Genomic DNA, 21,416 nt, shown 5'->3' with positions numbered 1-21,416 from the left:
CGCATGCGCGTTCCGCATGCAAACAGCCCCTCAAAAAGGAAACGGCATCGGGAGTTCCCGATGCCGTTGGATAGGCCCCCGCCTTGGCCGCTAGGCCGGCATCCTGAACCTGAGGTTCAGAATTGGTCGCAGTTAGCAGCACTTCGGGTACATCAGACAGAGTGACGCGCGCGCCCGTGCTACAAATTTCCGCAACCGTGCACATGGCATTGGTTCAAGGAATATATGACCTTGGCGAACCAGGCAGGGAAGCTGACTGAACTGTGTTTCGATGCGCCAATTTGACCACCGTTGACCGTCGAGATCAAGCGGAATCGACGCATCGTTTCAAACGTTACTGCGTCTCGTGCTGTGCGAGCACCGCGCCGAGCTGTTCGTTCATCTGGTGCATTGTACGACGGATTTCTTCCGCCGGAAATGCTTCACCGTGCCGCACGCTCGTTTGCAGCCGCAGCAATTCCGACGCAAGCGACAGCGCCGCCATCACCGCGATGCGATCGGTGCCGCGCACCGAGCTGTTCGAGCGGATTTTCGACATTTCGGCATCGACGCGCGCGACCGCTTCGAGCAGCGCCGCTTCGGTCTCGGCCGAACAGGCGAGCCGATAGGGCTGACCGAGAATCGAGACTTCGATCTGCTTGGTGCTCATGCATGTTCTCCGTGGCTGGCCGCGTCATCGCCATCCGTGCGCGCCTGCGCATCCAGCAGGTCGAGCTGGTTGTCGGCTTGCTCCGCGCTCTTCGAGCGCGGCAGCTTTTCGAGAATCGCGTTCAGTTTCACCTGGGCGTCGTCGATCTTCGCCGACAGCGTGTCGCGCTCGGCCGCGAGCGCATTGCGTTCGTCGCGCAGCTGCGCGAGTTCCGCGCGGACCGTATCCGCTTCCGCGCGCAATTGCGCGACCTGCTCCTCGAGCGCGAGCCGTTCCGAGTGATAGCGCTTGTTCAGCGAAATCAGACGGCCAATATTTTGAGACAGGGTTTCGAGTTCGTTGAGCATTTGCTGCGTCCTCTAAAGACCCAGCATTTTAGCGCGGAATACCGCGCAATCCGACATCTGTAACGTTTCCAGTCGTAACACCCCTGCTTCTTGCCGCGAATAGGCATGTCCGACGCCGGTCCGGACGCTTCCTTGACGCTCGCGCGACCGGCTCCTAAACTGGCGCCGCCTCGGTGCTCGCGCGCAGGATGCGCGGTTAAACGGGAAGCAGGGTGCGGGCTCCGCGAGCGCGCCAACCTGCGCTGCCCCCGCAACGGTAAGCGGCCGCGTCGCGTGACGCAGGCCGGCTCTGGCGCGTTTCGCGTGCAGGTCGCACGCAGGCGCGGGCCACTGCGCGTCATCGCGCGGGAAGGCGAGCCGGACCGCCGCCAGCCCGGATACCGGCCGAGACGGGGAGCCCGCAAGGGCTCCATGACGCGCGGCCTGCGGGGAAGCGGGGCGCGCAATGCTTCACGGAACGTTCTTCGATGCCGACCCCAATCGTTCGCCACGCGCCCCTGTCGCGCCCGGCCGGCCACCGCAAGCGGATGCACCGCGCGTCGGGCGCGCGGCCGTGCGCCGCATGAGCGCCGCGCGCGCCACCGTCATCTGGGCCGCGCTGGCCGCCATGGTCGCGCTGCTGTTCGTCGCGTCGCTGTCGATCGGCAGCGTGCCGATGTCGCCGTGGCAGGCGCTCGCGTCGCTCGTGCCGCACGGCGGCGATACCTTGTTTGCCGATATCGTCCGGACGCTGCGCCTGCCGCGCGCGCTCGCGGGTTTCGCGTGCGGCGCGCTGCTCGCGCTGGCCGGCGCGTTGTTGCAGGTGCTGCTGCGCAATCCGCTCGCGGAGCCGTACGTGCTGGGCGTGTCCGGCGGCGCGGCCGGCTTCGCGCTCGTCGCGATGATCGCGGGCGGCGCATGGTGGCTCGTCGACGCATCGGCGTTCGCCGGTTCGCTCGTCTCGGTCGCGCTCGTGCTCGGTCTCGCGAGGCGCGAGCTGTGGCGCGGCGAATCGCGCGACGCATCGCCGCGGCTGCTGCTCACGGGCGTCGTGATCGCGGCGGGGTGGGGCGCGCTCGTCACGCTGTTGCTGTCGCTCGCGTCCGATGCACGGCTGCGCGGCATCATCTTCTGGCTGACCGGCGACCTGAACGGCGCGACGGCGCCGTGGTTCGCGTGGGGCGCGCTGTTGCTGAGCGCATGCGCCGCGCTGCCGGCCGCGCCGCAACTGAACGTGCTGCTGCGCGGCGACGCGACCGCGCAGGCGCTCGGCGTGCCGGTCGCGCGGCTGCGCGTGCGGATCTATCTCGTCGCGTCGCTGGCCGCCGCGGCCGCGGTCACGACGGCCGGTACGATCGGCTTCGTCGGCCTCGTCGTGCCGCACGCGTTGCGGCTCGCGTTCGGCAACGACCAGCGGATGCTGCTGCCGGCCGCGATGCTCGCGGGCGGTGGCGGCGTGATGGCGGCCGACCTGCTCGCGCGCACCGCGATCGCGCCCGCACAATTGCCGGTGGGCGTGATGACCGCGTTGATCGGCGTGCCCGTGTTCCTGTGGATGTTGCTGAGGAGGCCGATGCGATGACAGGCACCGCAGCACCGCACGCCGCTGCCGGCGACATGCGCTACATGGCTGTCGACCTGACGCTGAAGGCCGGCGCGCGCACGCTGCTCGACCGCTTCACGCACGCGTTCCGCCCCGGCGAGATCTGGTGCGTCGCCGGGCCGAACGGCGCGGGCAAGACGACGCTGCTCGCCACGCTCGCGGGACTGCAGCCGCCCGCCGGCGGACACGTCGAGATCGACGGTCGGCCGCTTGCCGCATGGCGTCCCGAGCAACTCGCGCAGCGCCGCGCGCTGATGCCGCAGCAACTGCACGATGCGTTCAGCGCGACCGTGTTCGACACGGTGCTGCTCAACCGCTTTCCATATCTCGGCGGCTGGGGTTGGGAGCGCGACGGCGACCGCGCGGCCGCGCGCGAGGCGCTCGCGACATTCGACCTGAACCCGCTCGCGTCGCGCGACGTGATGTCGCTGTCGGGCGGCGAGCGGCAGCGGGTCGCGCTGGCCGCGACGCTGTGCCAGGATGCGCCGCTGATGTTGCTGGACGAACCGCTCGCGCATCTCGACCTGCATCACCAGATCGACTGCCTGACCGCGCTGGCCGCCTGGCTCGCGGCGGGCCCGCGCACGGTGATGTTTTCGTGTCACGACCTGAATCTCGCGCGGCGTTTCGCGACGCATGCGCTGTTGCTCGACGGTCGCGGGCATGCGTGGGCCGGCCGCGTGCATGATGTGCTGACGCCCGAGCGCGCGAGCGACGCGTTCGGCTATCCGCTCGTGCTGATCCGCGAGAACGGCCGCGATGCGCTGTTGCCGGCGTGGCCCGCGCGACAATGATCTTTCCCGTTCCGAATTTTCCGATGCGCGGCGCATGCCGCGCCCACCATACGGCCCCTCGATGACCACTTCGACCCAATTCCCGCCCGCGATCGCGCCGCTAGACGACGCGCTGCGCACGCGCCTGCAGCATGTGATCGACCACAAGACCAAGCCGCCCGGCAGCCTCGGCCAGCTCGAGGCGCTCGCGCTGCAGATCGGCCTGATCCAGCGCACCGAGCGGCCGGTCGTGCAGCGTCCGGTGACGATCGTGTTCGCGGGCGACCACGGGATCGCGGCCGAGGGCGTCAGCCCTTATCCGCAGGCGGTGACCGCGCAGATGGTCGCGAACTTCCTCGCCGGCGGCGCGGCGATCAACGCGTTCTCGGGCGTCGCGCAGAGCACGCTCGAGATCGTCGATGCGGGCGTCGCGTCGCCGCTGCCGCTGTCGGACCGGCTGGTGTCGGTTCCGGTCGCGCGCGGCACGCGCAACTTCGCGGCGGAACCCGCGATGACGCGTGAAGAAGCGATGACGGCGCTGGCCGCGGGCGCGGCGCGCGTGCGCCTGCACGCGTCGCTCGGCACGAACGTGATCGGCTTCGGCGAGATGGGGATCGCGAATACGTCGTCGGCCGCGTGCCTGATGAGCCGCCTGCTCGACGTGCCGATCGACGCCTGCGTCGGCCGCGGCACGGGCCTCGACGATCAGGGCCTCGCGCACAAGCGTGCGGTGCTCGGTCGCGCGCTCGTCAAGCACTCGCATGCGATCGCGCCGCTCGACGTGCTCGCGACGTTCGGCGGCTTCGAGATCGCGATGATGACCGGCGCGTACCTCGCGGCCGCGAGCGAGCGGATGACGATCCTCGTCGACGGCTTCATCGCGACCGCCGCGCTGCTCGTCGCCGAGCGCATCGCGCCCGGCGTGCGCGACTACTGCGTGTTCTCGCATACGTCGCACGAGGCCGGCCACCGGCGCATGCTCGAGCATTTCGGCGCGAAGCCGCTGCTCGCGCTCGACCTGCGGCTCGGCGAAGGCACGGGCGCCGCGCTCGCGCTGCCGCTGGTGCGCGCGGCGGCCGCGTTCCTCAGCGAGATGGCGAGCTTCGAATCCGCCGGCGTCGACGATCGTGACGCCTGAGCGCGTGCGCGGCATGCGCGCCGAGCTGCGCTACTTCTTCGTCGCGCTCGGCTATTTCACGCGCGTACCCGTGCCGCGCTCGATCGGCTACGCGGCCGGCGATCTCGACCAGGCCGCGCGCTATTTCCCGCTCGTCGGCGCGTGCGTCGGCGCGTGGGGCGCGCTCGTCTATCTCGTCGCGCTGCGCGTGCTGCCGCCATCGATCGCGGTCGGGCTGTCGATGGCCGCGACGCTGCTCGCGACCGGCGCGTTCCACGAAGACGGCCTCGCCGACAGTTGCGATGCGTTCGGCGGCGGTTACACGCGCGACGACGTGCTGCGCATCATGCACGATTCGCGGATCGGCACGTTCGGCGCCGTTGCGCTCGTGATCGCGCTCGGCCTGAAATGGCAGGCGCTGGCGTCGATGCTGCCGCTGCGCGCCGCATGGACGATGATCGCCGCGCACGCGGCGAGCCGCGCGATGGCCGTGAGCCTGCTGATGACGCTCGACTACGTGCGGCCCGAAGGCAAGGCGAAGCCGGTCGCGCAACGAATGGACGCACGTGCGGCGTGCGTCGCGGCGGTGTTCGGACTGCCGTGGCTGTTCTGGCCGGACTGGCGCATGGGCGTTGCCGCCTGCGTGGCGCTCGTGCTCGTGCGCGCGTGGGCGGCCCGCTATTTCGTGAAGCGGATCGGCGGTTATACGGGCGACTGTCTCGGCTTCGCGCAGCAACTGGGCGAACTGGCGATCTATCTGGTGGTGCTCGGATGGACGTCGTCCTGATCCGTCATCCGGCCGTCGGCATCGAGCCGGGCGTCTGCTATGGGCGCAGCGACGTGCCGCTCGCCGAATCGGCCGATGGCGGCGCGCAGGCCGTGCGCATGCATCTGGCGGAACTAAGTGCGCCGTCGCCCGAACAGGTGCGGACGAGCCCGCTGACGCGCTGCGCGTCGGTTGCCGAACGGCTCGCGCGGGCATTCGACGTACCGCTGCTGGGCGATGACGACTGGCAGGAAATGGATTTCGGCGCGTGGGAAATGCAGCGCTGGGACGATATCGATCGCGCAGCGCTCGATGCGTGGGCGGCCGACCTGATGCATGCGTGCGCGCACGGCGGAGAAAGCGTCGCGCGATTCGTCGCGCGGGTGGCGCGGCAGGCCGATGCGCTTGCGGCGTTCGACGGACCGCAATGGGTCGTCACGCATGCGGGCGTGATCCGCGCATTCGCGTCGCATGTGTTGCGCGTGCCGCTCGACACGTTGCTGTCGCGGCCGGTGCCGACGGGCGGGGCGGTGTGGCTGCGCAGGGAGGGCGCCGCGCGAACGTGGGAAGTCGTGCACTGGGATGCATAGGCGCACTTGCGTCTGCATGTGAACTGCGCTGCGCACGGAGCGATCTGTTTCGAGCACCGCACGCATCCGGCACCGGTGCACGATGCACCGCAACCCGCCGGAAATCAGCGCGCCGGCCGCCGCGCACGCGCGGCCTCCAGATCCTCGCACAGCGCGGCCGCACCCTGCGCGATCCGCGGCGCCGGCCGCGTCAGCAGATCGCCGTCGATTGCGAACAGGTTGTTGCGCGCCACGGCCGTCAGCGCGGGCCACGCGCGCCAGCGCGCGAGGCTCGGCAGCGGTTCGTTCGAGCGGGTCGCGCCGGCACTCGTCGTCACGATCGCTTCCGGATTCGCCGCGAGCACCGCCTCGTCGGTCACGGTCGGCGCAAGCGGCTTGAGCGACGCGAACACGTTGCGGCCGCCGCAAAGTTCGAATACTTCGTTGATCAGGTGCGTGCCGTTGAGCGTCGTCAGCGGGCGGTCCCACACCTGGAAGAACATCGCGACGGGCGGGCGTGCCGCGTAGCGTGCGCGCAGTGTCGCGATGTCCCGCGTAAAGGCGGCCGCGGCGGCATCGGCGGCCGGTTGCGTGCCGAGCAGCGTGCCGAGCCGGCGCAACGACGACGACACGTCGTCGAGATGCTTCGGTTCGCTGAAGAACAGCGGGATGTGCAGCGCGCGCAGCGCGTCGGTCTGCCGCTCGGCGTTGCCGTGCCGCCAGACGACGATCAGGTCGGGCTTCAGCGCGGCGATGCGTTCGAGATCGAGCGCCTTGTTGTCGCCGACGCGCGGCACCGCTTGCGCGGCGGCCGGATAGTCGCTGTACGTGACGGTGCCGACGAGCTTCGCACCGCCGCCGGCCGCGTAGACGAGCTCGGTCGCGTGCGGCGCGAGGCTGATCACGCGCTGCGCGGGCGCGGGCAGCGTGACCGTATTGCCGGCGTCGTCGCGGGTCGTGACGTTGGCGTGGACGAGCGGCGCGTGAGCGAGCGCGACCAGCAGCGCGGCTGGCGTCAGCCGACGGAACACGCGTGAACTCATGCGGAGGCCCGCTGCAGCAGCGGTGCGCAATGTGCGAGCGCATCGCCGAGGCGCCGCCATTCGGCTTCGCTGCCCGGCAGGCCGATGCGCACGCTCGACGGCGTCGGGAAGTACCGCGTCCAGATCCCGCGCGCCGCGAGCGCCGCTGGCCGCGCCGCGGCGCGCGGATCGTCGGTCCAGCTGAACAGCGGCGTCGCGCGCACCGCGAAGCCGTGCGCGCGCAGCAACGCGGCCAGTCGTTCGCCGTCGGCCCCGAGCCGCTCGCGCGCGGCGGCCTGCCATGCGCGGTCGGCGAATGCCGCGGCGACCGCATGGCGTGCGGGGCCGCTGACGGTCCACGCGCCGAGCACGTCGCGCAGCGCGGCGATCAGCAAGGGATCCGCGAGCACGAAGCCCGCGCGGATCCCGGCCAGCCCGAAGAACTTGCCGACCGAGCGCAGCACGACGAGCCCTGGACGATCGACCTGCGGCGCGAGCGATGGCGTCGCGCCCGTATCGGCGAACGCTTCGTCGACGATCAACGCGCCGCCGCGTGCCGCCAGTTGCGCGTGCCAGCCGAGCAAGCGCGCGGTCGGCACGAATTCGGCGGTCGGATTATTCGGATTCCCGACGATGACGTGGCGCAGCGTCGCGGGCAGCGTATCCGCGCGGATGTCGAGCGCGACGACGCGATGGCCGTGGCGCGCGAACGCGGGCGCGTATTCGCCGTACGCGAGCGCCGCGACGCCTGCGTCGCCGGCCGACAGCAACGCCGGCAACGCGCGGATCGCGGCCTGGCTGCCGGCAACCGGTAGCACGTGCGCGGCGTCGGGCGCGTGGTAGTACCGCGCGGCGCAGGCCGGGAGGCCGTCGCCGTCGTCGGGCAGCCGGCGCCACGCGTCGGCCGGCACGGGCGGAACCGGGTAGCCGACCGGATTGATGCCGGTCGACAGGTCGAGCCACGCGTCGTACGGAATGCCGTGGCGGCGGGCGGCTTCGTGCAGGTTGCCGCCGTGCGCGATGGATGAATCAGACATGATGGGAGGCCATGACGAGTGCGCCGCTCGCGACCAGCAGCGCGAGCCACAGCGCGAGCGTGCGCGTGACGAGCGACAGCGCGGCGACGATGTGAAGGGCGGTGGCCGTGGCGCCGGTGCCGAGCGCCGGCCGATCCTCGATCTCGCCGTGATAGACGGCCGGGCCGCCGAGCTGCACGTTCAGGCTGCCGGCGCCCGCGGCCATCACGGGGCCCGCGTTCGGGCTGTCCCAGTGGCGCGCCTGCGTGCGCCAGCAGCGCCACGCGGCGGCCGTGTCGCCGAGCAGCGCGTAGCTCGCGGCGGTGAGGCGCGCGGGAATCCAGTTCAGCGCATCGTCGAGGCGCGCGGCGGCCCAGCCGAAGGTCAGGAAGCGCGGCGTGCGGTAGCCCCACATCGCGTCGAGCGTGTTCGCGAGCCGGAACAGCAACGCGCCGGGGCCGCCCGCGACGACGAACCAGAAGAGCGCGCCGAAGATCGCGTCGTTGCCGTTTTCGAGCGCCGATTCGACGGCCGCGCGCGACAGCGCACCTTCGTCCGCGTTGCTCGTGTCCCGCGACACGATGCGCGCGGTCAGCGTGCGCGCCGCGTCGAGGTCGTGCCGCAGCAGCGCGGCGGCGATCGGCGCGACGTGGTCGGCGAGGCTCTTCGCGCCGAGCGCGAACCACAGCAGCGCGACGTGCAGCGCCGCCGCGAACGGCCAGGGCAGCACGGCGACGAGCCATGCCGCGACGGCCACCGGCGGCACGACCGCCGCGAGCCACGCGGCGACGCCGACCACGCGGCCGCGCCGGCCCGTGTTCAGCGCGGCTTCGATGCGCGCGGCGACGCGGCCGAACGCGACGAGCGGATGCCAGCCGGCCGGCTCGCCGATGGCGCGGTCGACGATCGCGGCCGCGACCGCCAGCATCGCGACGACGGGCAGCGACAGCATCAGCATGACGGCGCGCCCGCCTTGAGGTCGAGCGGCAGCCCGGCAACCAGCAGCGTGACGCGCGTCGCGAGCGCGGCGACGCGCTGGTTCAGGCGGCCGAGCTCGTCGACGTAGCGGCGCGTGACCGACCCGAGCGGCACGACGCCGAGCCCGATCTCGTTGCTGACGACGATCACCTTCGCGTGCGCGCCGCGCAGCGCGTGCTCGAGCCGCTCGACCTGGGCCGCGTACTGCGCGTCGTCGAGCGGTGCGCCGTCGGCGGGGCACAGCAGGTTCGTGAGCCACAGCGTCAGGCAGTCGACGAGCAGGCACGCGTGCGGATCGTCGAGCCGCGCGAGCGTGCCGGCGAGATCGACGCTCGCGTCGGCGAACCCCCAGTCGGCCGGCCGGCGCGCGCGGTGATGCGCGATGCGCTGTGCGAATTCGGGATCGGCGGCGGTCGCGGTCGCGATGTAGGTGACGGGGCGGCCGCTATCGGCGGCGAGCCGCTCGGCATGCGCGCTCTTGCCCGAGCGCGCGCCGCCGAGGACGAAGGTGAGGTCGTGCGGAATCATCGCGTGATTGTAACGGCGCGGGCGACCCGGCGCGGGCGATAATGCCGCCTTTGCTTCGCGACACCTTTCACACGATGAATGCACCCGAGCTGCGGCCGCGCGGCACGCTGATGATCCAGGGCACGACGTCCGACGCGGGCAAGAGCACGCTCGTCGCGGGCCTGTGCCGCCTCGCGCGCCGCGGCGGCGTGCGCGTCGCGCCGTTCAAGCCGCAGAACATGGCGCTCAACAGCGCGGTGACGGTCGACGGCGGCGAGATCGGCCGCGCGCAGGCGTTGCAGGCGCTGGCCGCCGGCGTCGCGCCGCATACGGATTTCAATCCGGTGCTGCTGAAGCCGACGAGCGACCGCGGCGCGCAGGTGATCATTCACGGCAAGGCGCGCATGAACCTCGACGCGCGGGCGTATCACGACTACAAGCCGGTCGCGTTCGATGCGGTGCTCGAGTCGTATGCGCGCCTGCGCGCCGGTTACGACACGGTGATCGTCGAAGGCGCCGGCAGCCCGGCCGAGATCAACCTGCGCGACGGCGACATCGCGAACATGGGCTTTGCCGAGCGCGTCGACTGCCCGGTCGTGCTCGTCGCCGACATCGATCGCGGCGGCGTGTTCGCGCATCTGGTCGGCACGCTCGCCTGCCTGTCGGACAGCGAGCGCGCGCGCGTGCGCGGCTTCGTGATCAACCGTTTCCGCGGCGACCTCAAGCTGCTCGAACCGGGGCTCGACTGGCTGCGCGCGCAGACGGGCAAGCCGGTGTTCGGCGTGCTGCCGTATCTGCACGGGCTGCTGCTCGACGCCGAGGACATGCTGCCCGCGCAGGCGCGCAGTGCCGCCGCCCGCGGCGATGCCGGCGTGTTGCGCGTCGTCGTGCCCGCGCTGCCGCGCATCAGCAACCACACCGATTTCGATCCGCTGCGCGCGCATCCGCAGGTCGAATTCACGTACTGGAAGAGCGGCCCCGTGCCCGACGCCGACCTGCTGATCCTGCCCGGTTCGAAGAGCGTGCAGCGCGATCTCGCGTGGCTGCGCGATGCGGGCTGGGACGCGCTGATCCGGCGCCATCTCCGCTACGGCGGCAAGGTGATCGGCATCTGCGGCGGCATGCAGATGCTCGGCCGCACGCTCGACGATCCGCTCGGCCTCGAAGGCGCGCCCGGCAGCGTGCCGGGGCTCGGGCTGCTCGAGTTCGACACGACGCTGCAGCCCGACAAGACGCTGAAGAACGTGACCGGTCGACTCGCGCTGCCGGGCGCGGCGGCCGTGCGCGGCTACGAGATTCACATGGGCGACACGCGCGGGCCGGCGCTCGCGACGCCCGCGCTGACGCTGGCCGCCGATGCCGCGCAGGACGGCATGCGTCCCGACGGCGCGAGATCGGCCGACGGCCAGATCCTCGCGACCTACGTGCACGGGCTGTTCGACGCGCCCGACGCCTGCGCGGCGCTGCTCGCGTGGGCGGGGCTCGACGGCGCGGCCCGCATCGACTACCCGGCGCTGCGCGAGGCGTCGCTCGAGCGGCTGGCCGACACGTTCGCCGAGCACCTCGACCTCGACGCGCTGTACGCCGAGTTTCGTTGAAACCGCGCCGGTCGACTCTCGCTTTTTCCGCGCGATCGCGTACAACAGAGGAGGGCGGAGGTCCGCCCGAAGGAGGGCGACGATGAGGGCTCGATGGTGGTGGAGCGTCCTGCTCGCGGCGCTGCTGGGCGCGTCCGCGGCCGCGCATGCCTGCGATTCGTATGCGCCGGGCGGCGGCCAGTCCGGCGGTGACGCCACGCAAGGCAAGAGCGGTTACTGAGCAGGAAGGACGCAGGGCATGATCGGTCATGCCTTTTTTTGCGTCGATTCATTCCTGAATGGAGGTAATTTAAGCGGGCTGGCGCGTTTATCGGCCGAATGGATTCGAATAGAGTGCGATCCATTCCATCCACTCACCAAGGAATCCGTCATGAACGCCAATCGCCTGAACGATTTCGCCGCGACGCTGCTGCGCGTCGCCCTCGGCGTGCTGTACCTCGCGCACGTCGCACAGAAAGTATTCGTCTTCACGCTGCCGGGCACCGCGCAGTTTTTCACGTCGATCGGCCTGCCGGGCTGGCTCGCGTACCTGACCACGTTCGTCGAACTGGCGGGCGGCCTCGCGCTGCTCGCGGGGTTCCGCGTGCGCATCGCCGCGCTGGTGCTGCTGCCGTTCATGCTCGGCGCGGTCGCCGCGCATCTGCCGAACGGCTGGGGCTTCTCGTCGCCGCACGGCGGCTGGGAATATCCGGCGTTCTGGGCCGTCACGCTGGCCGTGCAGGCCCTGCTGGGCGGCGGCGCGTTCGCGCTCGGCGCGCGGGAGGCCGCGGTCCAGCGCGCGTGACGTGAAGGAAAGCAGACGAAAGGGGCACAGGTTCGGTGCGACCGGTTCCGGTGACCCCCCGTTTGCCGATATCATCGCTCCCTGTATCCGCAATCGAGCGGCGCCTGCCATGCGGCCGGCGCCGCGCGGCTTTTTCGGGGGAATTCATGACGGTCATCGTGGTGGCGAATCCGAAGGGCGGCGTGGGCAAGAGCACGCTGTCCACCAATCTAGCCGGCTATTTCGCGGCGCAGGGCGCATGGGTCGCGCTGGCCGACCTGGACCGGCAGCAGTCCGCGCATGCGTGGCTCGACCTGCGGCCGGCCGGCTTGCCGGCGATCGAGGCGTGGGCGCTTGATCCGGAGGCGCCGTCGAAGCCGCCGCGCGGCCTCGAATACGCGGTGATCGATACGCCGGCCGGCCTGCACGGCACGCGGCTCAACGTCGCGCTGCAACTGGCCGACAAGGTGATCGTGCCGCTGCAGCCGTCGATGTTCGATATTCTCGCGACCCAGCAGTTTCTGGAACGCCTTGCCGGCGAGAAGGCCGTGCGCAAGGGCAGCGTCGAGGTCGGGATCGTCGGGATGCGGGTCGACGCGCGCACGCGCTCGTCCGACCAGCTGCACCGGTTCGTCGAAGGGCTCGGCCTGCCGGTGCTCGGCTACGTGCGCGACACGCAGAACTACGTGCAGATCGCCGCACACGGCCTGACGCTGTGGGATGTCGCGAAAAGCCGCGTCGAGAAGGATCTCGAACAGTGGCGGCCGATCGTCGAATGGGCCGAGCGCCGCGCGCCGAAGGCCGAGAAGGCCGTCAAGGCCGCGTCCTGAACGCCCGGCCGTCCGGCCGGCGCGACATCCAATGAGAAGGGCCGGATCCCGTCGCGTACGGTGTCCGGCCCTTCGGTCGCAGGCGGCATCGCTGCACCGCATGCCGCGGCATGCGGGCGTGCCCCGCTCAGGTCACGTCCAGTTCTGCGTCGGCACGTGATCGCGGTGGCCCTTGATCTTGTTGCCTTCGTCGATGAACACGAGCTTCGGCTTCCAGCCGGCCTGCAGTTCCGCTTCGTCAACCATCGCGAATGCCGCGATGATCACGAGGTCGCCGAGCTGCGCGCGGCGTGCGGCCGAGCCGTTCAGCGAGATCATCCCGCTGCCGCGCTCGCCCTTGATCGCGTAGGTCGAGAAGCGCTCGCCGTTGTTGATGTTCCAGATGTCGATCCGTTCGTTTTCGATGAGGCCCGCCGCTTCGAGCAGGTCTTCGTCGATCGCGCACGAACCTTCATAGTGCAGTTCGCAGTGCGTGACCGCCGCACGGTGGATCTTCGATTTGAGCATGTGGCGCTGCATGGTGTCTCCGTGATGCGTCGTGAGAGGCGCGGCGGGCCGCGCGTCAGATTTCCAGGTTGTCGATGAGGCGCGTCGCGCCGAGCTTCGCGGCCGCGAGCACGACGAGCGGTTCGCCGGCTTCGAGTTCGGCTGCGCTCGGGGCGATCAGGTTCGCGCGGCGGCGGATCGCGATGTAGTCGGGCACCCAGCCGCGTTCGGCCAGGTGCGCGTGCGCATGCTGCTCGAGCTTGCCGAGATCGCGTTCGCCGCCGAGCACGCTGTCGCGCACGCGCTGCAGCGTTTTCGCCAGTTCGGGCGCTTCGTTGCGCTCGTCGGTCGTCAGGTAGCGGTTGCGCGACGACAGCGCGAGGCCGTCGTCGTCGCGCACGGTTTCGGCGGCGATGATGTCGACCGGCAGCGCGAGCTGCTGGCACATCCGGCGCACGATCATCAACTGCTGGTAGTCCTTCTTGCCGAACACGGCGACGCGCGGCTGCACGCAGGACATCAGCTTCGTGACGACCGTGCACACGCCGGCGAAGAAGCCGGGCCGGAACTCGCCCTCGAGGATCCCGCCGAGATCGTCCGGCGGCAGCACGCGGTATTCCTGCGGCTCAGGGTACATGTCGCGCTCGGTCGGCGCGAACAGCACGTACACGTTTTCCTGCTGCAGCTTCTCGATATCGTCCTGGAGCGTGCGCGGGTACTTGTCGAAATCCTCGTTCGGGCCGAATTGCAGCCGGTTGACGAAGATGCTCGCCACGACCGGGTCGCCGTGCTGGCGCGCGAGGCGCATCAGCGACAGGTGCCCTTCGTGCAGGTTGCCCATCGTCGGCACGAACGCCGTGCGGTTCTGTCCGCGCAGCTGGTCGCGCAGTTCCTGGATCGAGCTGATGACTTTCATGATCGGGTAGCGGGTTCCTCGCGCAGGCGCGCGTTGACGCCGCGGCAGCGGCATCGGGGTCGAAGCGGAGAACGCCGGCGCGCGGGCGGCGCATCGGGTGTCGGCGGATTGTAGAGGATTTGGCCGCGCGACGCATCGATAAAAGAACGATCGTTCACTTTATAGTGGGACGTGCCGGATACCCGCCGGACGGCCATTCGCGGCGGCGAAGCGTCGAGCGTCGGGATACACCGGGGAACGGGGAGCGGCGGGGCGGCCCTTACGCGGGCAGGTAAGCGAGACGCACGTAGATCGGCGCGAACGGTTCGGCCTGCGTGATCTCGAGCAGCGATTCGCGCGCGAGTTCGAGCATCGCGATGAAGTTCACGACGACGACCGGCACGCCGCGCGACGTGTCGAACAGCTCGGCGAATTCCATGAAGCGCGCGTTCTGCAGCCGGCGCAGGATCAGGCTCATGTGTTCGCGCACCGACAGCTCCTCGCGGGAGATCTTGTGGTGCTGGACGAGCTTCGCGCGCTTGAGCACGTCGGCCCACGCGGCGCGCAGGTCGTCCGAATTCACGTCGGGAAAGCGCGGCGTGACGCTCTGCTCGATGTAGACCTCGGCGCGCAGGAAATCGCGGCCAAGCTGCGGCAACTGGTCGAGCCGCTGCGCGGCGAGCTTCATCTGCTCGTACTCGAGCAGCCGGCGCACGAGTTCGGCGCGCGGATCCTCGGCTTCCTCGCCGGTGTCGGCCTTCTTGACCGGCAGCAGCATCCGCGACTTGATCTCGATCAGCATCGCGGCCATCAGCAGGTACTCGGCCGCGAGCTCGAGGTTCGACGTGCGGATCTGGTCGACGTAGCCCAGATATTGCGCGGTGACCTGCGCCATCGGGATGTCGAGCACGTTGAAGTTCTGCTTGCGGATCAGGTACAGCAGCAGGTCGAGCGGGCCTTCGAACGTCTCGAGGAACACCTCGAGCGCGTCGGGCGGGATGTACAGATCCTGCGGCAGCTTGAACAGCGGCTCGCCGTACAGGCGAGCGAACGCCGCGACACCGTCGACCGTGTCGGGCGTCGAATCGGCGCCCGCGGGCGCGGCGATCGCGTCGTCCTGCCGGGCGGCGCTGGCCTCGTCGGCGGCGCTCACGTCGTCAGAAGTTCTGGTAGTAGACGTACGACGTTTGCTTCACGCGCGATTCCTGCTGCTCGGCGCGCTCTTCGAGATCGATCGGCTGCTTGTCCCACAGCAGGGAACGGCCCTTGCGTTGCTCTTCCTCGAGCGTCGGCTTCTGCTGCTTGAGCTGGTTCAGGAACTGCGTGACGTCGGACTGGTACGGCATGGCTGGATCTTCCGTTTCGGGCGGCGCACGATGCGCCGGATTCTCGATGGCGGGATTTTACCGCATCGCGGGGAACAGCCGGCGCCAATCGAGCGTCGAATCCGCGGGCCGGCGCTGGCGGGCGTCGTGCGGTGGCCCTGCCGCGGCCTTGGCACTCTTTCACAATCGTTTGGCCGTGACGTCGGCGCCCTGTGGTCAAATACAGGGTTTTCCACGAAACCGTAACACTCCAGGACGGCGAGGTCATATTTGGCGGGGCAGTCGAACCAGCAAGCACACACGGCGCATCACGCGGGCCGGCGCGCGGCACGCGATCGCGCCGACGCCGCGGCCCGCGTCGCGCGGGCGGCCCTCGCGGGTTGCCTGGCCGCGTGCTTCGCGCTGCCGGCCCACGCGAAGTACGACGTCGACATCGACGCGCCGCGCTCGATCCGCAAGCTCCTGAAGACGCATCTCGACATCGCCCGCTTCGCGAAGCGCGACGACATCAGCGACGACCAGTTCGACTTCCTCGTGACCGCCACGCCGCAGCAGGTGCGCGACCTGGCCGCGACGGCCGGCTATTTCTCGCCGGTCGTGCGCACCGACGTGCGCACCCGCGACGGCAAGCGCGACGTGCGCATCGCGGTCGATCCGGGCAAGCAGACCGTCGTGTCGACGGTCGACCTGACGTTCAAGGGGCCGGTGGAAACCGAGGATCCGAAGCAGGAGACCGCGACGCGGTTCGCGTTCTCGATGAAGCCGGGCGACCCGTTCACGCAGTCCGACTGGGACGACGCGAAGGGTGCGGCGCTCCGGCAACTGCAGTCGCGCCGCTATCTCGGCGCGAAGATCGCGTCGTCCGAGGCGCGCATCGATCCGCGCACGCAGCGCGCGACGCTCGCGGTCGCGTTCGACAGCGGTCCGACGTTCACGATCGGCAAGGTCGACGTCGACGGCGTGCGCCGTTATCCGGAAAGGATCGTCACGAACGTCAATCCGCTGTCGGAAGGCGAGATCTACGACGTGCGGCGGATCACCGAACTGCAGCGGCAGTTGCAGAACACGCCGTACTACGCGAGCGTCGCGATCGACGTCGGCGACGATACGTCGAAACCCGATCGCACGCCCGTGCACGTGAAGGTCAGCGAGTTTCCGTACAACAATATCCGCGGCGGCGTCGGCTTCGCGACCGACACCGGGCCGCACGTGCAGGGTTCCTATACGTATCTCGACACGTTCGGCGCCGCGTGGCCGCTGACCGTGTCGGGCCGGGTCGACCAGATCCAGCAGTACGGGCAGGTCCAGCTGTCGATGCCGCCGGGCGAGAAGGGCTGGACCAACAGCGTGCTCGCGTCGTACACGAACACCAACGTGTCGGACACGCGCATCTACAGCGCGCGGGTCGGCGTGCAGCGCACGCGCACCGGCCAGTTCATCGATTATGCGTATTCGCTGATGTACTACCAGGACCGGCTCGACCAGAACGGCGCGGGGCCGACCACGAGCCGCGCGCTGGTGCCGCAGTGGGCGTGGACCCGCCGCAACGTCGACGATCCGCTGTTTCCGCGCTCGGGCAACCTGATTCACGCGGAGGCCGGCTTCGCGGTCAAGCACGTGCTGGCCGACGAAACCTTCATCCGCGGCTACGCGCGCGGGCAGCAGTATTTGCCGATCGGCAAGCGCGACCTGTTCGTGTTCCGCGCGGAGCTCGGCGGCGTGTTCACGAGCGGCAGTTCGACCGGCGTGCCGGCGTCGCTGCTGTTCCGCGCCGGCGGCTCGAATTCGGTGCGCGGTTACGGCTACCAGAGCATCGGCAACAGCGTCGACGGCTCCGTCTTGCCGACCAAGTACCTGATGACGGGGACGGCCGAATACCAGCACTGGTTCAACCGCGACTGGGGCGCCGCGACGTTCTTCGACATCGGCACCGCGACCGATGCGTGGGGCGAGCGCGTGTTCTACCCGGGCGTGGGCGTCGGTGCGCGCTGGCGCAGCCCGGTCGGCCCGATCAACGTCGACGTCGCGTACGGGTTGCGCAACCACAGCGTGCGCCCGTACCTGACGCTCGGCATCGCTTTCTGAACCTGCCGCCCTATTGACGACGACCGCACGACGAACCGCATGACGAAGGACCCGAACGACACGCCGCCGCCTCACGATCCGGATTCGCCCGACGGCGCGCCCGGCACGCCGCCGCGCGTGCCGCGCCGCGGCCGCGCGTGGCGGGTCGTCGCGTGGACGCTCGCGACGGTCGTGCTGCTCGTCGTGCTGGTGGCGGGGCTCGTGCTGGGCGCGGTGACGACCGAGCGCGGCACGCGGCTCGCGTGGCAGGTAGCCGGCAAGGTGCTGGGCACGCGGCTCGCGGGCACGCTCGAAGGCGGCTCGCTCGCGACCGGCGTGCGCTTGCGCGGGTTCGCATGGACCAGCCCCGACGGCACCGGCACCGAGGTCCGCATCGACCGGCTCGACGGCCTCTGGGCACTGACGCGCGCGCCGTGGCGGCTGTCTGTCGCCTATCTGCGCGCCGGCACGATCGACGTGCGGATCGTGCCGGGGCCGTCGACGCCGAGTACGACGCCGCAGAATCTGAGCCTGCCGCTGCAGGTGCGGATCGACGACCTGCGCGTCGCTCGTCTCGCCATTCACGAAGGCACGTCGACGACGCAGCTCGACCATCTCGCGCTGAACGGCCGCAGCGACGGCCGCCACCATGAACTCGTGCTCGACGGCGTCGATACGCCGTACGGCGCGCTGACCGCGCGCGCGAAGCTCGACGGCGTGAAGCCGTTCGCGCTGACGGGCGACGCCACCTACGTGGGCAAACTCGCCGATGAACCGGTCAACGCGAGCGCGAACGTGTCGGGGTCGCTCGAAGCGCTCGTCGCCGACGTCTCCGCGAGCGGGATGAAGCTGAACGGGCGCGCGCACGTCGAGGCCGCGCCGTTCGGCACGGTGCCGCTCACGCGTGCGTCGCTCGCGTTCGACCACGTGAACCCGCAGGCGCTGTCGCCCGGCGCGCCTGCGGCCGATCTCGCGGTGCGCGCGGAACTCGCGCCGGTGAGCGCGCCGGCCGGCGCGGCGCCCGCGAAGGGCTTCGCGGTGACGGGCCCGGTGTCGATCGTCAACGCGAAACCCGGCACGCTCGGCGACCATCTGCTGCCGGTGATCGACGCGCACGCGAGCGTGCATCTCGACGCGCACGCGCAGCGCATCGACGGTCTCGCGCTGAAACTGATCCGCGACGGCAGCGTGACCGGCGGCGGCATGCTCGCGGGCGGCAAGGGCCGCTTCGACCTGAAGATCGCGAACCTCGACCTGAACGCGTTCGTCGCCGAGCTGCGACCGATGCGCCTCGGCGGCCCGCTCGGCGTCACGCTCGCGGGCGACGTGACGACCGTCGATTTCAACCTGAACGACCCGAAGCTCGCGCTCGGCGCGCGGGCCAAGGTCGCGCTGACGCAGCAGCAGACCGTGCTGACCGATACGCGCGTGACTGCGGGCAAGGGCCGCATCGACCTGACGGGCGTGTTCCGCCACGACGCGCATTCGACCTATGACGCGAAGGCGACACTGACCGCGTTCGATCCGCTGCTGCTCGCCGCGATGAGCGCGCCGAAGGCGGGCGGCAAGGCGCCTGCGAAAGCGGCCAAGGCGCCGGCCAAGCGCGGCGAGACGCGCGTGTCCGGCACGCTGACCGCGTCGGGCGCGTTCGCGCCGCAGGTATCGACGAAGGCGACCTTCAAGCTCGCCGACAGCCTGTACGACGGCGTGCCGCTGACCGGCGCCGGCGTCGTGCAGCTCGCCGGCTCACGAATTCTGCCGAGCAACGCGAACCTGTCGATCGCCGGCAACCACGTCGACCTGCGCGGCAGCTTCGGCGCACCCGGCGACCGGCTGCGCTTCGTCGTCGACGCGCCGCAGCTCGACCGGCTCGGCTTCGGCGTCGAAGGGCTCGTGCAGGCGCAGGGCGACCTGACCGGCAGCTTCGCGCATCCGAACGTGACGGCCACCTACAAGGCCGAGCACGTCGTCGTCGGTTCGAACCGGATCGGCACCGCCCAGGGCCGCGCGGACATCCGCGACGGCGCGCACGGCGCGCTCGTGTTCACGGCCGACGCGGCCGACATCGCGCTCGGCTCGTTCAAGCTGAAGTCGTTGCGCGCGAACCTCGACGGCACGCGCGCGAAGCACACGCTCGACGCGTCGGCGCTCGGAATGGCCGGCGGCCGCGTGATCGACCTGACGCTGGCGGCGAACGGCGGCGTGGTCGAGAACCGCGACGGCATGCGCTGGGACGGCACCGTCACGCGGCTCGCGAATCGCGGCACGCCGGCGCTCGCGCTGCAGGCGCCGCTGACGATATCGGCCGGCGCCGGCCGCGTGACGCTCGGCGCGACGCGGCTCACGCTCGAAGGCGCGGCGATCGACCTGAAATCGTTCGTATTCGATCGCGGCCAGATGCGCTCGGCCGGTTCGGTGACCGGCGCATCGGTCGCGCGTTTCCTCGAGGTTCGCCAGGTGCTGACCGGCCAGCGGCCGCCGATGCGCACCGACGTCGTGCTCGATGCCGACTGGGATTTCTCGCTCGGCGCGAACGCGACGGGCTACGTGCAGGTGAAGCGTCGTGGCGGCGACGTGACGATCGAGACCGGGCGCGGCATCGCGTCGCTCGGCCTGACCGACCTGTCCGCCCGCGCGAGCTTCGCGCCCGGCAACCGGCTCAACGTGACCGGGCTCGCGAAGGCGAGCCGGATCGGCACGCTGGACGCGAACGTCACGGTGCCGTTCGCGCTGCGCGACGGCGTGTTCGGCATCGTCGACGACGGTCCGCTGTCGGGCCGCATCGATGCCGACATCCCGGCGCTGAAGACCACCGGCAACCTGTTCGGCCCGAGCTACCTGCTCGGCGGACGCGCGGCGCTGAAGCTGACGGTGTCCGGCACGCCGGTGAAACCGAACTTGTCGGGGACGCTGACGGGCGACGAGCTGTCCGCGACGTTGATCGACCAGGGCGTCCAGTTGAAGGACGGCATCGTGCGCGTGAAGCTGTCGGACAACCTCGTCGAATTCCAGCAGGTCGAGTTTCACGGCGGCGACGGCACGCTGCGCGCGCTCGGCCGCGTGCGCCTCGACGGCGAGGCGCCGGACCTGACCGCGAGCATCGTCGCGGACAAGCTCGAACTGTTCGCGGCGCCGGATCGCAAGCTGTCGCTGTCGGGCAAGGCCACCGTCGCGAACGACGGGCCGCGCGGCGCGCTGGCGATCGACGGCAAGTTCGTCGTCGATCGCGCGCTGTTCGACCTGCCCGAGCAATCGGCGCCGCATCTGTCGGACGACGTCGTGATCGTGCAGCCGGACGGCACGGTGCGCGGCGAGACGCCCACCGGCACCGCGGCCGCGAAGCCGAAGCCGGTCGAGAACAAGCCGGCGCCGTCGCTGGCGCCGCGCGCGAACATCGACGTCGGGCTCGGCAACAACTTCCGCTTCAAGGGCCACGGTGCGGATCTCGGGCTGCGCGGCACGATCACCGTGATGAGCGCGCCGGGCGTGCCGCTGCGCGCGATCGGCAACGTGCGCGTGACCGAGGGCTCGACGTACACGACGTTCGGCCGCAAGCTCGCGGTCGAGAACGGCTTCTTCACGTTCAACGGCCCGGTGGCGAACCCCGGCGTCAACATCCTCGCGATGCGGCGCAACCAGGAGGTCGAGGCCGGCGTGCAGGTGACGGGGACGATCCAGTCGCCGACGGTCAAGCTCGTGTCGGAGCCGAACGTGACGGACAACGAAAAGCTGTCGTGGCTGCTGTTCGGGCACGGCACCGACCAGGGCAACAACGTCGGTCAGCAGGGGGCGATGACGGCGGCGCTCGGGCTGCTCGGCAGCGTGACCGGCAAGCGGGTCGCGCAGACCTTCGGTCTCGACGAGGTGTCGGTCGGCCGCAGCGAAGTCGGACTGACCGATCCGCAGGTCGTGCTGGTGTCGAAGGCGATCAACGAGCGGTTCGTGCTCGGCTTCGAGCAGGGGCTGCAATCGGCGAGCAACGCGTTCAAGGCGACGATCAACCTGACGCGCTTCTGGTCGGTGTCCGCGTACGGCGGCACGTTCCAGGGCGTCGACTTGAACTACACGCGGCGCTTCGACCGGTGGTTCGGGCAGCGGTGACGGAGGGCCGGCGTACCGGACAGCGATA

The 21,416-nt window shown here is 70.3% G+C and carries 21 protein-coding genes, 1 other RNA gene and 1 riboswitch; of the genes, 11 read left to right on the top strand and 11 right to left on the bottom strand.

Annotated elements, in window-relative coordinates:
• Positions 1-71: 71 nt before the first annotated feature.
• The 3 genes from ssrS to JYG37_RS14705 form a co-directional block, all read right to left on the bottom strand.
• A non-coding RNA gene (gene ssrS / locus JYG37_RS14715) (6S RNA) lies at positions 72-253 on the bottom strand.
• Between the two features lie 81 nt (positions 254-334).
• Positions 335-649 carry a cell division protein ZapA gene (locus JYG37_RS14710; RefSeq protein ID WP_006478091.1) on the bottom strand — a complete coding sequence of 105 codons (315 nt, stop codon included), beginning with the start codon at positions 647-649 and terminating at the stop codon, positions 335-337.
• On the bottom strand, positions 646-996 hold the full coding sequence (locus JYG37_RS14705) for an ATPase (protein ID WP_006478092.1): 351 nt from the start codon (positions 994-996) through the stop codon (positions 646-648). The genes JYG37_RS14710 and JYG37_RS14705 overlap by 4 nt, the downstream gene beginning before the upstream one ends.
• 154 nt (positions 997-1,150) lie before the next feature.
• A riboswitch (cobalamin riboswitch) is annotated at positions 1,151-1,399 on the top strand.
• 42 nt (positions 1,400-1,441) lie between these two features.
• On the opposite strand from JYG37_RS14705, the gene JYG37_RS14700 reads away from it, so the two are divergent.
• The 5 genes from JYG37_RS14700 (at position 1,442) to cobC (ending at position 5,824) form a co-directional block, all read left to right on the top strand.
• Complete coding sequence (locus tag JYG37_RS14700; protein WP_213345543.1) at positions 1,442-2,557, top strand: FecCD family ABC transporter permease; 1,116 nt, start codon at positions 1,442-1,444, stop codon at positions 2,555-2,557.
• On the top strand, positions 2,554-3,372 hold the full coding sequence (locus JYG37_RS14695; protein WP_050012062.1) for an ABC transporter ATP-binding protein: 819 nt from the start codon (positions 2,554-2,556) through the stop codon (positions 3,370-3,372). Before JYG37_RS14700 ends, JYG37_RS14695 begins: the two co-directional genes overlap by 4 nt.
• Positions 3,373-3,433: 61 nt before the next feature.
• Positions 3,434-4,489, top strand: a complete 1,056-nt coding sequence (gene cobT / locus JYG37_RS14690) for a nicotinate-nucleotide--dimethylbenzimidazole phosphoribosyltransferase (protein WP_050012061.1) — start codon at positions 3,434-3,436, stop codon at positions 4,487-4,489.
• Between the two features lie 13 nt (positions 4,490-4,502).
• On the top strand, positions 4,503-5,255 hold the full coding sequence (locus tag JYG37_RS14685) for an adenosylcobinamide-GDP ribazoletransferase (RefSeq protein WP_050012060.1): 753 nt from the start codon (positions 4,503-4,505) through the stop codon (positions 5,253-5,255).
• Positions 5,240-5,824 carry an alpha-ribazole phosphatase gene (gene cobC, locus JYG37_RS14680; protein ID WP_050012059.1) on the top strand — a complete coding sequence of 195 codons (585 nt, stop codon included), beginning with the start codon at positions 5,240-5,242 and terminating at the stop codon, positions 5,822-5,824. Before JYG37_RS14685 ends, cobC begins: the two co-directional genes overlap by 16 nt.
• 104 nt (positions 5,825-5,928) lie before the next feature.
• Here cobC and JYG37_RS14675 read toward each other — a convergent pair whose 3' ends face one another.
• The 4 genes from JYG37_RS14675 to cobU are packed head-to-tail and all read right to left on the bottom strand — an operon-like array spanning position 5,929 to position 9,347.
• The gene (locus JYG37_RS14675; protein ID WP_050012058.1) at positions 5,929-6,846 is read right to left on the bottom strand and encodes a cobalamin-binding protein; all 918 of its coding nucleotides are present in this window, start codon (positions 6,844-6,846) and stop codon (positions 5,929-5,931) included.
• Positions 6,843-7,862, bottom strand: coding sequence for a threonine-phosphate decarboxylase CobD (gene cobD, locus JYG37_RS14670; protein ID WP_213345542.1), 1,020 nt, complete (start codon positions 7,860-7,862; stop codon positions 6,843-6,845). The genes JYG37_RS14675 and cobD overlap by 4 nt, the downstream gene beginning before the upstream one ends.
• The gene (gene cbiB / locus JYG37_RS14665) at positions 7,855-8,799 is read right to left on the bottom strand and encodes an adenosylcobinamide-phosphate synthase CbiB (RefSeq protein ID WP_050012056.1); all 945 of its coding nucleotides are present in this window, start codon (positions 8,797-8,799) and stop codon (positions 7,855-7,857) included. Before cbiB ends, cobD begins: the two co-directional genes overlap by 8 nt.
• Positions 8,793-9,347, bottom strand: coding sequence for a bifunctional adenosylcobinamide kinase/adenosylcobinamide-phosphate guanylyltransferase (cobU, locus tag JYG37_RS14660; protein ID WP_050012055.1), 555 nt, complete (start codon positions 9,345-9,347; stop codon positions 8,793-8,795). The genes cbiB and cobU overlap by 7 nt, the downstream gene beginning before the upstream one ends.
• A 74-nt stretch (positions 9,348-9,421) precedes the next feature.
• Here cobU and JYG37_RS14655 point away from each other — a divergent pair, with 74 nt between their 5' ends.
• The 4 genes from JYG37_RS14655 to JYG37_RS14640 all read left to right on the top strand — a co-directional run bounded on the left by JYG37_RS14655 (position 9,422) and on the right by JYG37_RS14640 (position 12,517).
• Complete coding sequence (locus JYG37_RS14655) at positions 9,422-10,924, top strand: cobyric acid synthase (protein ID WP_213345540.1); 1,503 nt, start codon at positions 9,422-9,424, stop codon at positions 10,922-10,924.
• Between the two features lie 82 nt (positions 10,925-11,006).
• Positions 11,007-11,144: a hypothetical protein gene (locus tag JYG37_RS14650; protein ID WP_162838115.1), complete on the top strand. Its 138-nt coding sequence runs from the start codon at positions 11,007-11,009 to the stop codon at positions 11,142-11,144.
• A 150-nt stretch (positions 11,145-11,294) separates the two neighbouring features.
• Positions 11,295-11,708 (top strand): DoxX family protein, encoded by a 414-nt coding sequence (locus tag JYG37_RS14645; RefSeq protein ID WP_124554773.1) that lies wholly within the window; start codon positions 11,295-11,297, stop codon positions 11,706-11,708.
• A 146-nt stretch (positions 11,709-11,854) separates the two neighbouring features.
• Entirely contained in the window at positions 11,855-12,517 is a 663-nt protein-coding gene (locus JYG37_RS14640; protein WP_050012053.1) for a ParA family protein, read from the top strand.
• 132 nt (positions 12,518-12,649) lie between these two features.
• On the opposite strand, the gene panD is transcribed toward JYG37_RS14640, so the two are convergent.
• The 4 genes from panD to JYG37_RS14620 all read right to left on the bottom strand — a co-directional run bounded on the left by panD (position 12,650) and on the right by JYG37_RS14620 (position 15,244).
• Positions 12,650-13,036 (bottom strand): aspartate 1-decarboxylase, encoded by a 387-nt coding sequence (panD, locus tag JYG37_RS14635; RefSeq protein ID WP_006484038.1) that lies wholly within the window; start codon positions 13,034-13,036, stop codon positions 12,650-12,652.
• Between the two features lie 43 nt (positions 13,037-13,079).
• Positions 13,080-13,919 (bottom strand): pantoate--beta-alanine ligase, encoded by an 840-nt coding sequence (gene panC, locus JYG37_RS14630; protein WP_089488927.1) that lies wholly within the window; start codon positions 13,917-13,919, stop codon positions 13,080-13,082.
• 259 nt (positions 13,920-14,178) lie between these two features.
• Positions 14,179-15,051, bottom strand: a complete 873-nt coding sequence (locus JYG37_RS14625) for a segregation and condensation protein A (protein WP_021164248.1) — start codon at positions 15,049-15,051, stop codon at positions 14,179-14,181.
• A gap of 4 nt (positions 15,052-15,055) precedes the next feature.
• Complete coding sequence (locus tag JYG37_RS14620; protein WP_006478107.1) at positions 15,056-15,244, bottom strand: DUF3460 family protein; 189 nt, start codon at positions 15,242-15,244, stop codon at positions 15,056-15,058.
• A gap of 249 nt (positions 15,245-15,493) precedes the next feature.
• Between JYG37_RS14620 and JYG37_RS14615 the strand changes: the two genes are divergently transcribed.
• Entirely contained in the window at positions 15,494-17,308 is a 1,815-nt protein-coding gene (locus JYG37_RS14615) for an autotransporter assembly complex protein TamA (RefSeq protein WP_050012051.1), read from the top strand.
• A gap of 39 nt (positions 17,309-17,347) precedes the next feature.
• Positions 17,348-21,388 carry a translocation/assembly module TamB domain-containing protein gene (locus JYG37_RS14610; protein WP_213345538.1) on the top strand — a complete coding sequence of 1,347 codons (4,041 nt, stop codon included), beginning with the start codon at positions 17,348-17,350 and terminating at the stop codon, positions 21,386-21,388.
• The last annotated feature ends 28 nt before the right edge of the window (positions 21,389-21,416 follow it).

The sequence above is a fragment of the Burkholderia sp. LAS2 genome (assembly GCF_018417615.1).
Taxonomy (GTDB): domain Bacteria; phylum Pseudomonadota; class Gammaproteobacteria; order Burkholderiales; family Burkholderiaceae; genus Burkholderia; species Burkholderia sola.
The sequence above is the reverse complement of the archived record's forward strand: the minus strand, read 5'-3'. Positions and strand labels throughout refer to the sequence as shown.

Bases quoted from the DNA above. Each gene is read 5' to 3' on its own strand.
- JYG37_RS14710 (WP_006478091.1), bottom strand. From the start codon at position 649: ATGAGCACCAAGCAGATCGAAGTCTCGATTCTCGGTCAGCCCTATCGG.
- JYG37_RS14705 (WP_006478092.1), bottom strand. From the start codon at position 996: ATGCTCAACGAACTCGAAACCCTGTCTCAAAATATTGGCCGTCTGATT.
- JYG37_RS14700 (WP_213345543.1), top strand. From the start codon at position 1,442: ATGCTTCACGGAACGTTCTTCGATGCCGACCCCAATCGTTCGCCACGC.
- JYG37_RS14695 (WP_050012062.1), top strand. From the start codon at position 2,554: ATGACAGGCACCGCAGCACCGCACGCCGCTGCCGGCGACATGCGCTAC.
- cobT (WP_050012061.1), top strand. From the start codon at position 3,434: ATGACCACTTCGACCCAATTCCCGCCCGCGATCGCGCCGCTAGACGAC.
- JYG37_RS14685 (WP_050012060.1), top strand. From the start codon at position 4,503: ATGCGCGCCGAGCTGCGCTACTTCTTCGTCGCGCTCGGCTATTTCACG.
- cobC (WP_050012059.1), top strand. From the start codon at position 5,240: ATGGACGTCGTCCTGATCCGTCATCCGGCCGTCGGCATCGAGCCGGGC.
- JYG37_RS14675 (WP_050012058.1), bottom strand. From the start codon at position 6,846: ATGAGTTCACGCGTGTTCCGTCGGCTGACGCCAGCCGCGCTGCTGGTC.
- cobD (WP_213345542.1), bottom strand. From the start codon at position 7,862: ATGTCTGATTCATCCATCGCGCACGGCGGCAACCTGCACGAAGCCGCC.
- cbiB (WP_050012056.1), bottom strand. From the start codon at position 8,799: ATGCTGATGCTGTCGCTGCCCGTCGTCGCGATGCTGGCGGTCGCGGCC.
- cobU (WP_050012055.1), bottom strand. From the start codon at position 9,347: ATGATTCCGCACGACCTCACCTTCGTCCTCGGCGGCGCGCGCTCGGGC.
- JYG37_RS14655 (WP_213345540.1), top strand. From the start codon at position 9,422: ATGAATGCACCCGAGCTGCGGCCGCGCGGCACGCTGATGATCCAGGGC.
- JYG37_RS14650 (WP_162838115.1), top strand. From the start codon at position 11,007: ATGAGGGCTCGATGGTGGTGGAGCGTCCTGCTCGCGGCGCTGCTGGGC.
- JYG37_RS14645 (WP_124554773.1), top strand. From the start codon at position 11,295: ATGAACGCCAATCGCCTGAACGATTTCGCCGCGACGCTGCTGCGCGTC.
- JYG37_RS14640 (WP_050012053.1), top strand. From the start codon at position 11,855: ATGACGGTCATCGTGGTGGCGAATCCGAAGGGCGGCGTGGGCAAGAGC.
- panD (WP_006484038.1), bottom strand. From the start codon at position 13,036: ATGCAGCGCCACATGCTCAAATCGAAGATCCACCGTGCGGCGGTCACG.
- panC (WP_089488927.1), bottom strand. From the start codon at position 13,919: ATGAAAGTCATCAGCTCGATCCAGGAACTGCGCGACCAGCTGCGCGGA.
- JYG37_RS14620 (WP_006478107.1), bottom strand. From the start codon at position 15,244: ATGCCGTACCAGTCCGACGTCACGCAGTTCCTGAACCAGCTCAAGCAG.
- JYG37_RS14610 (WP_213345538.1), top strand. From the start codon at position 17,348: ATGACGAAGGACCCGAACGACACGCCGCCGCCTCACGATCCGGATTCG.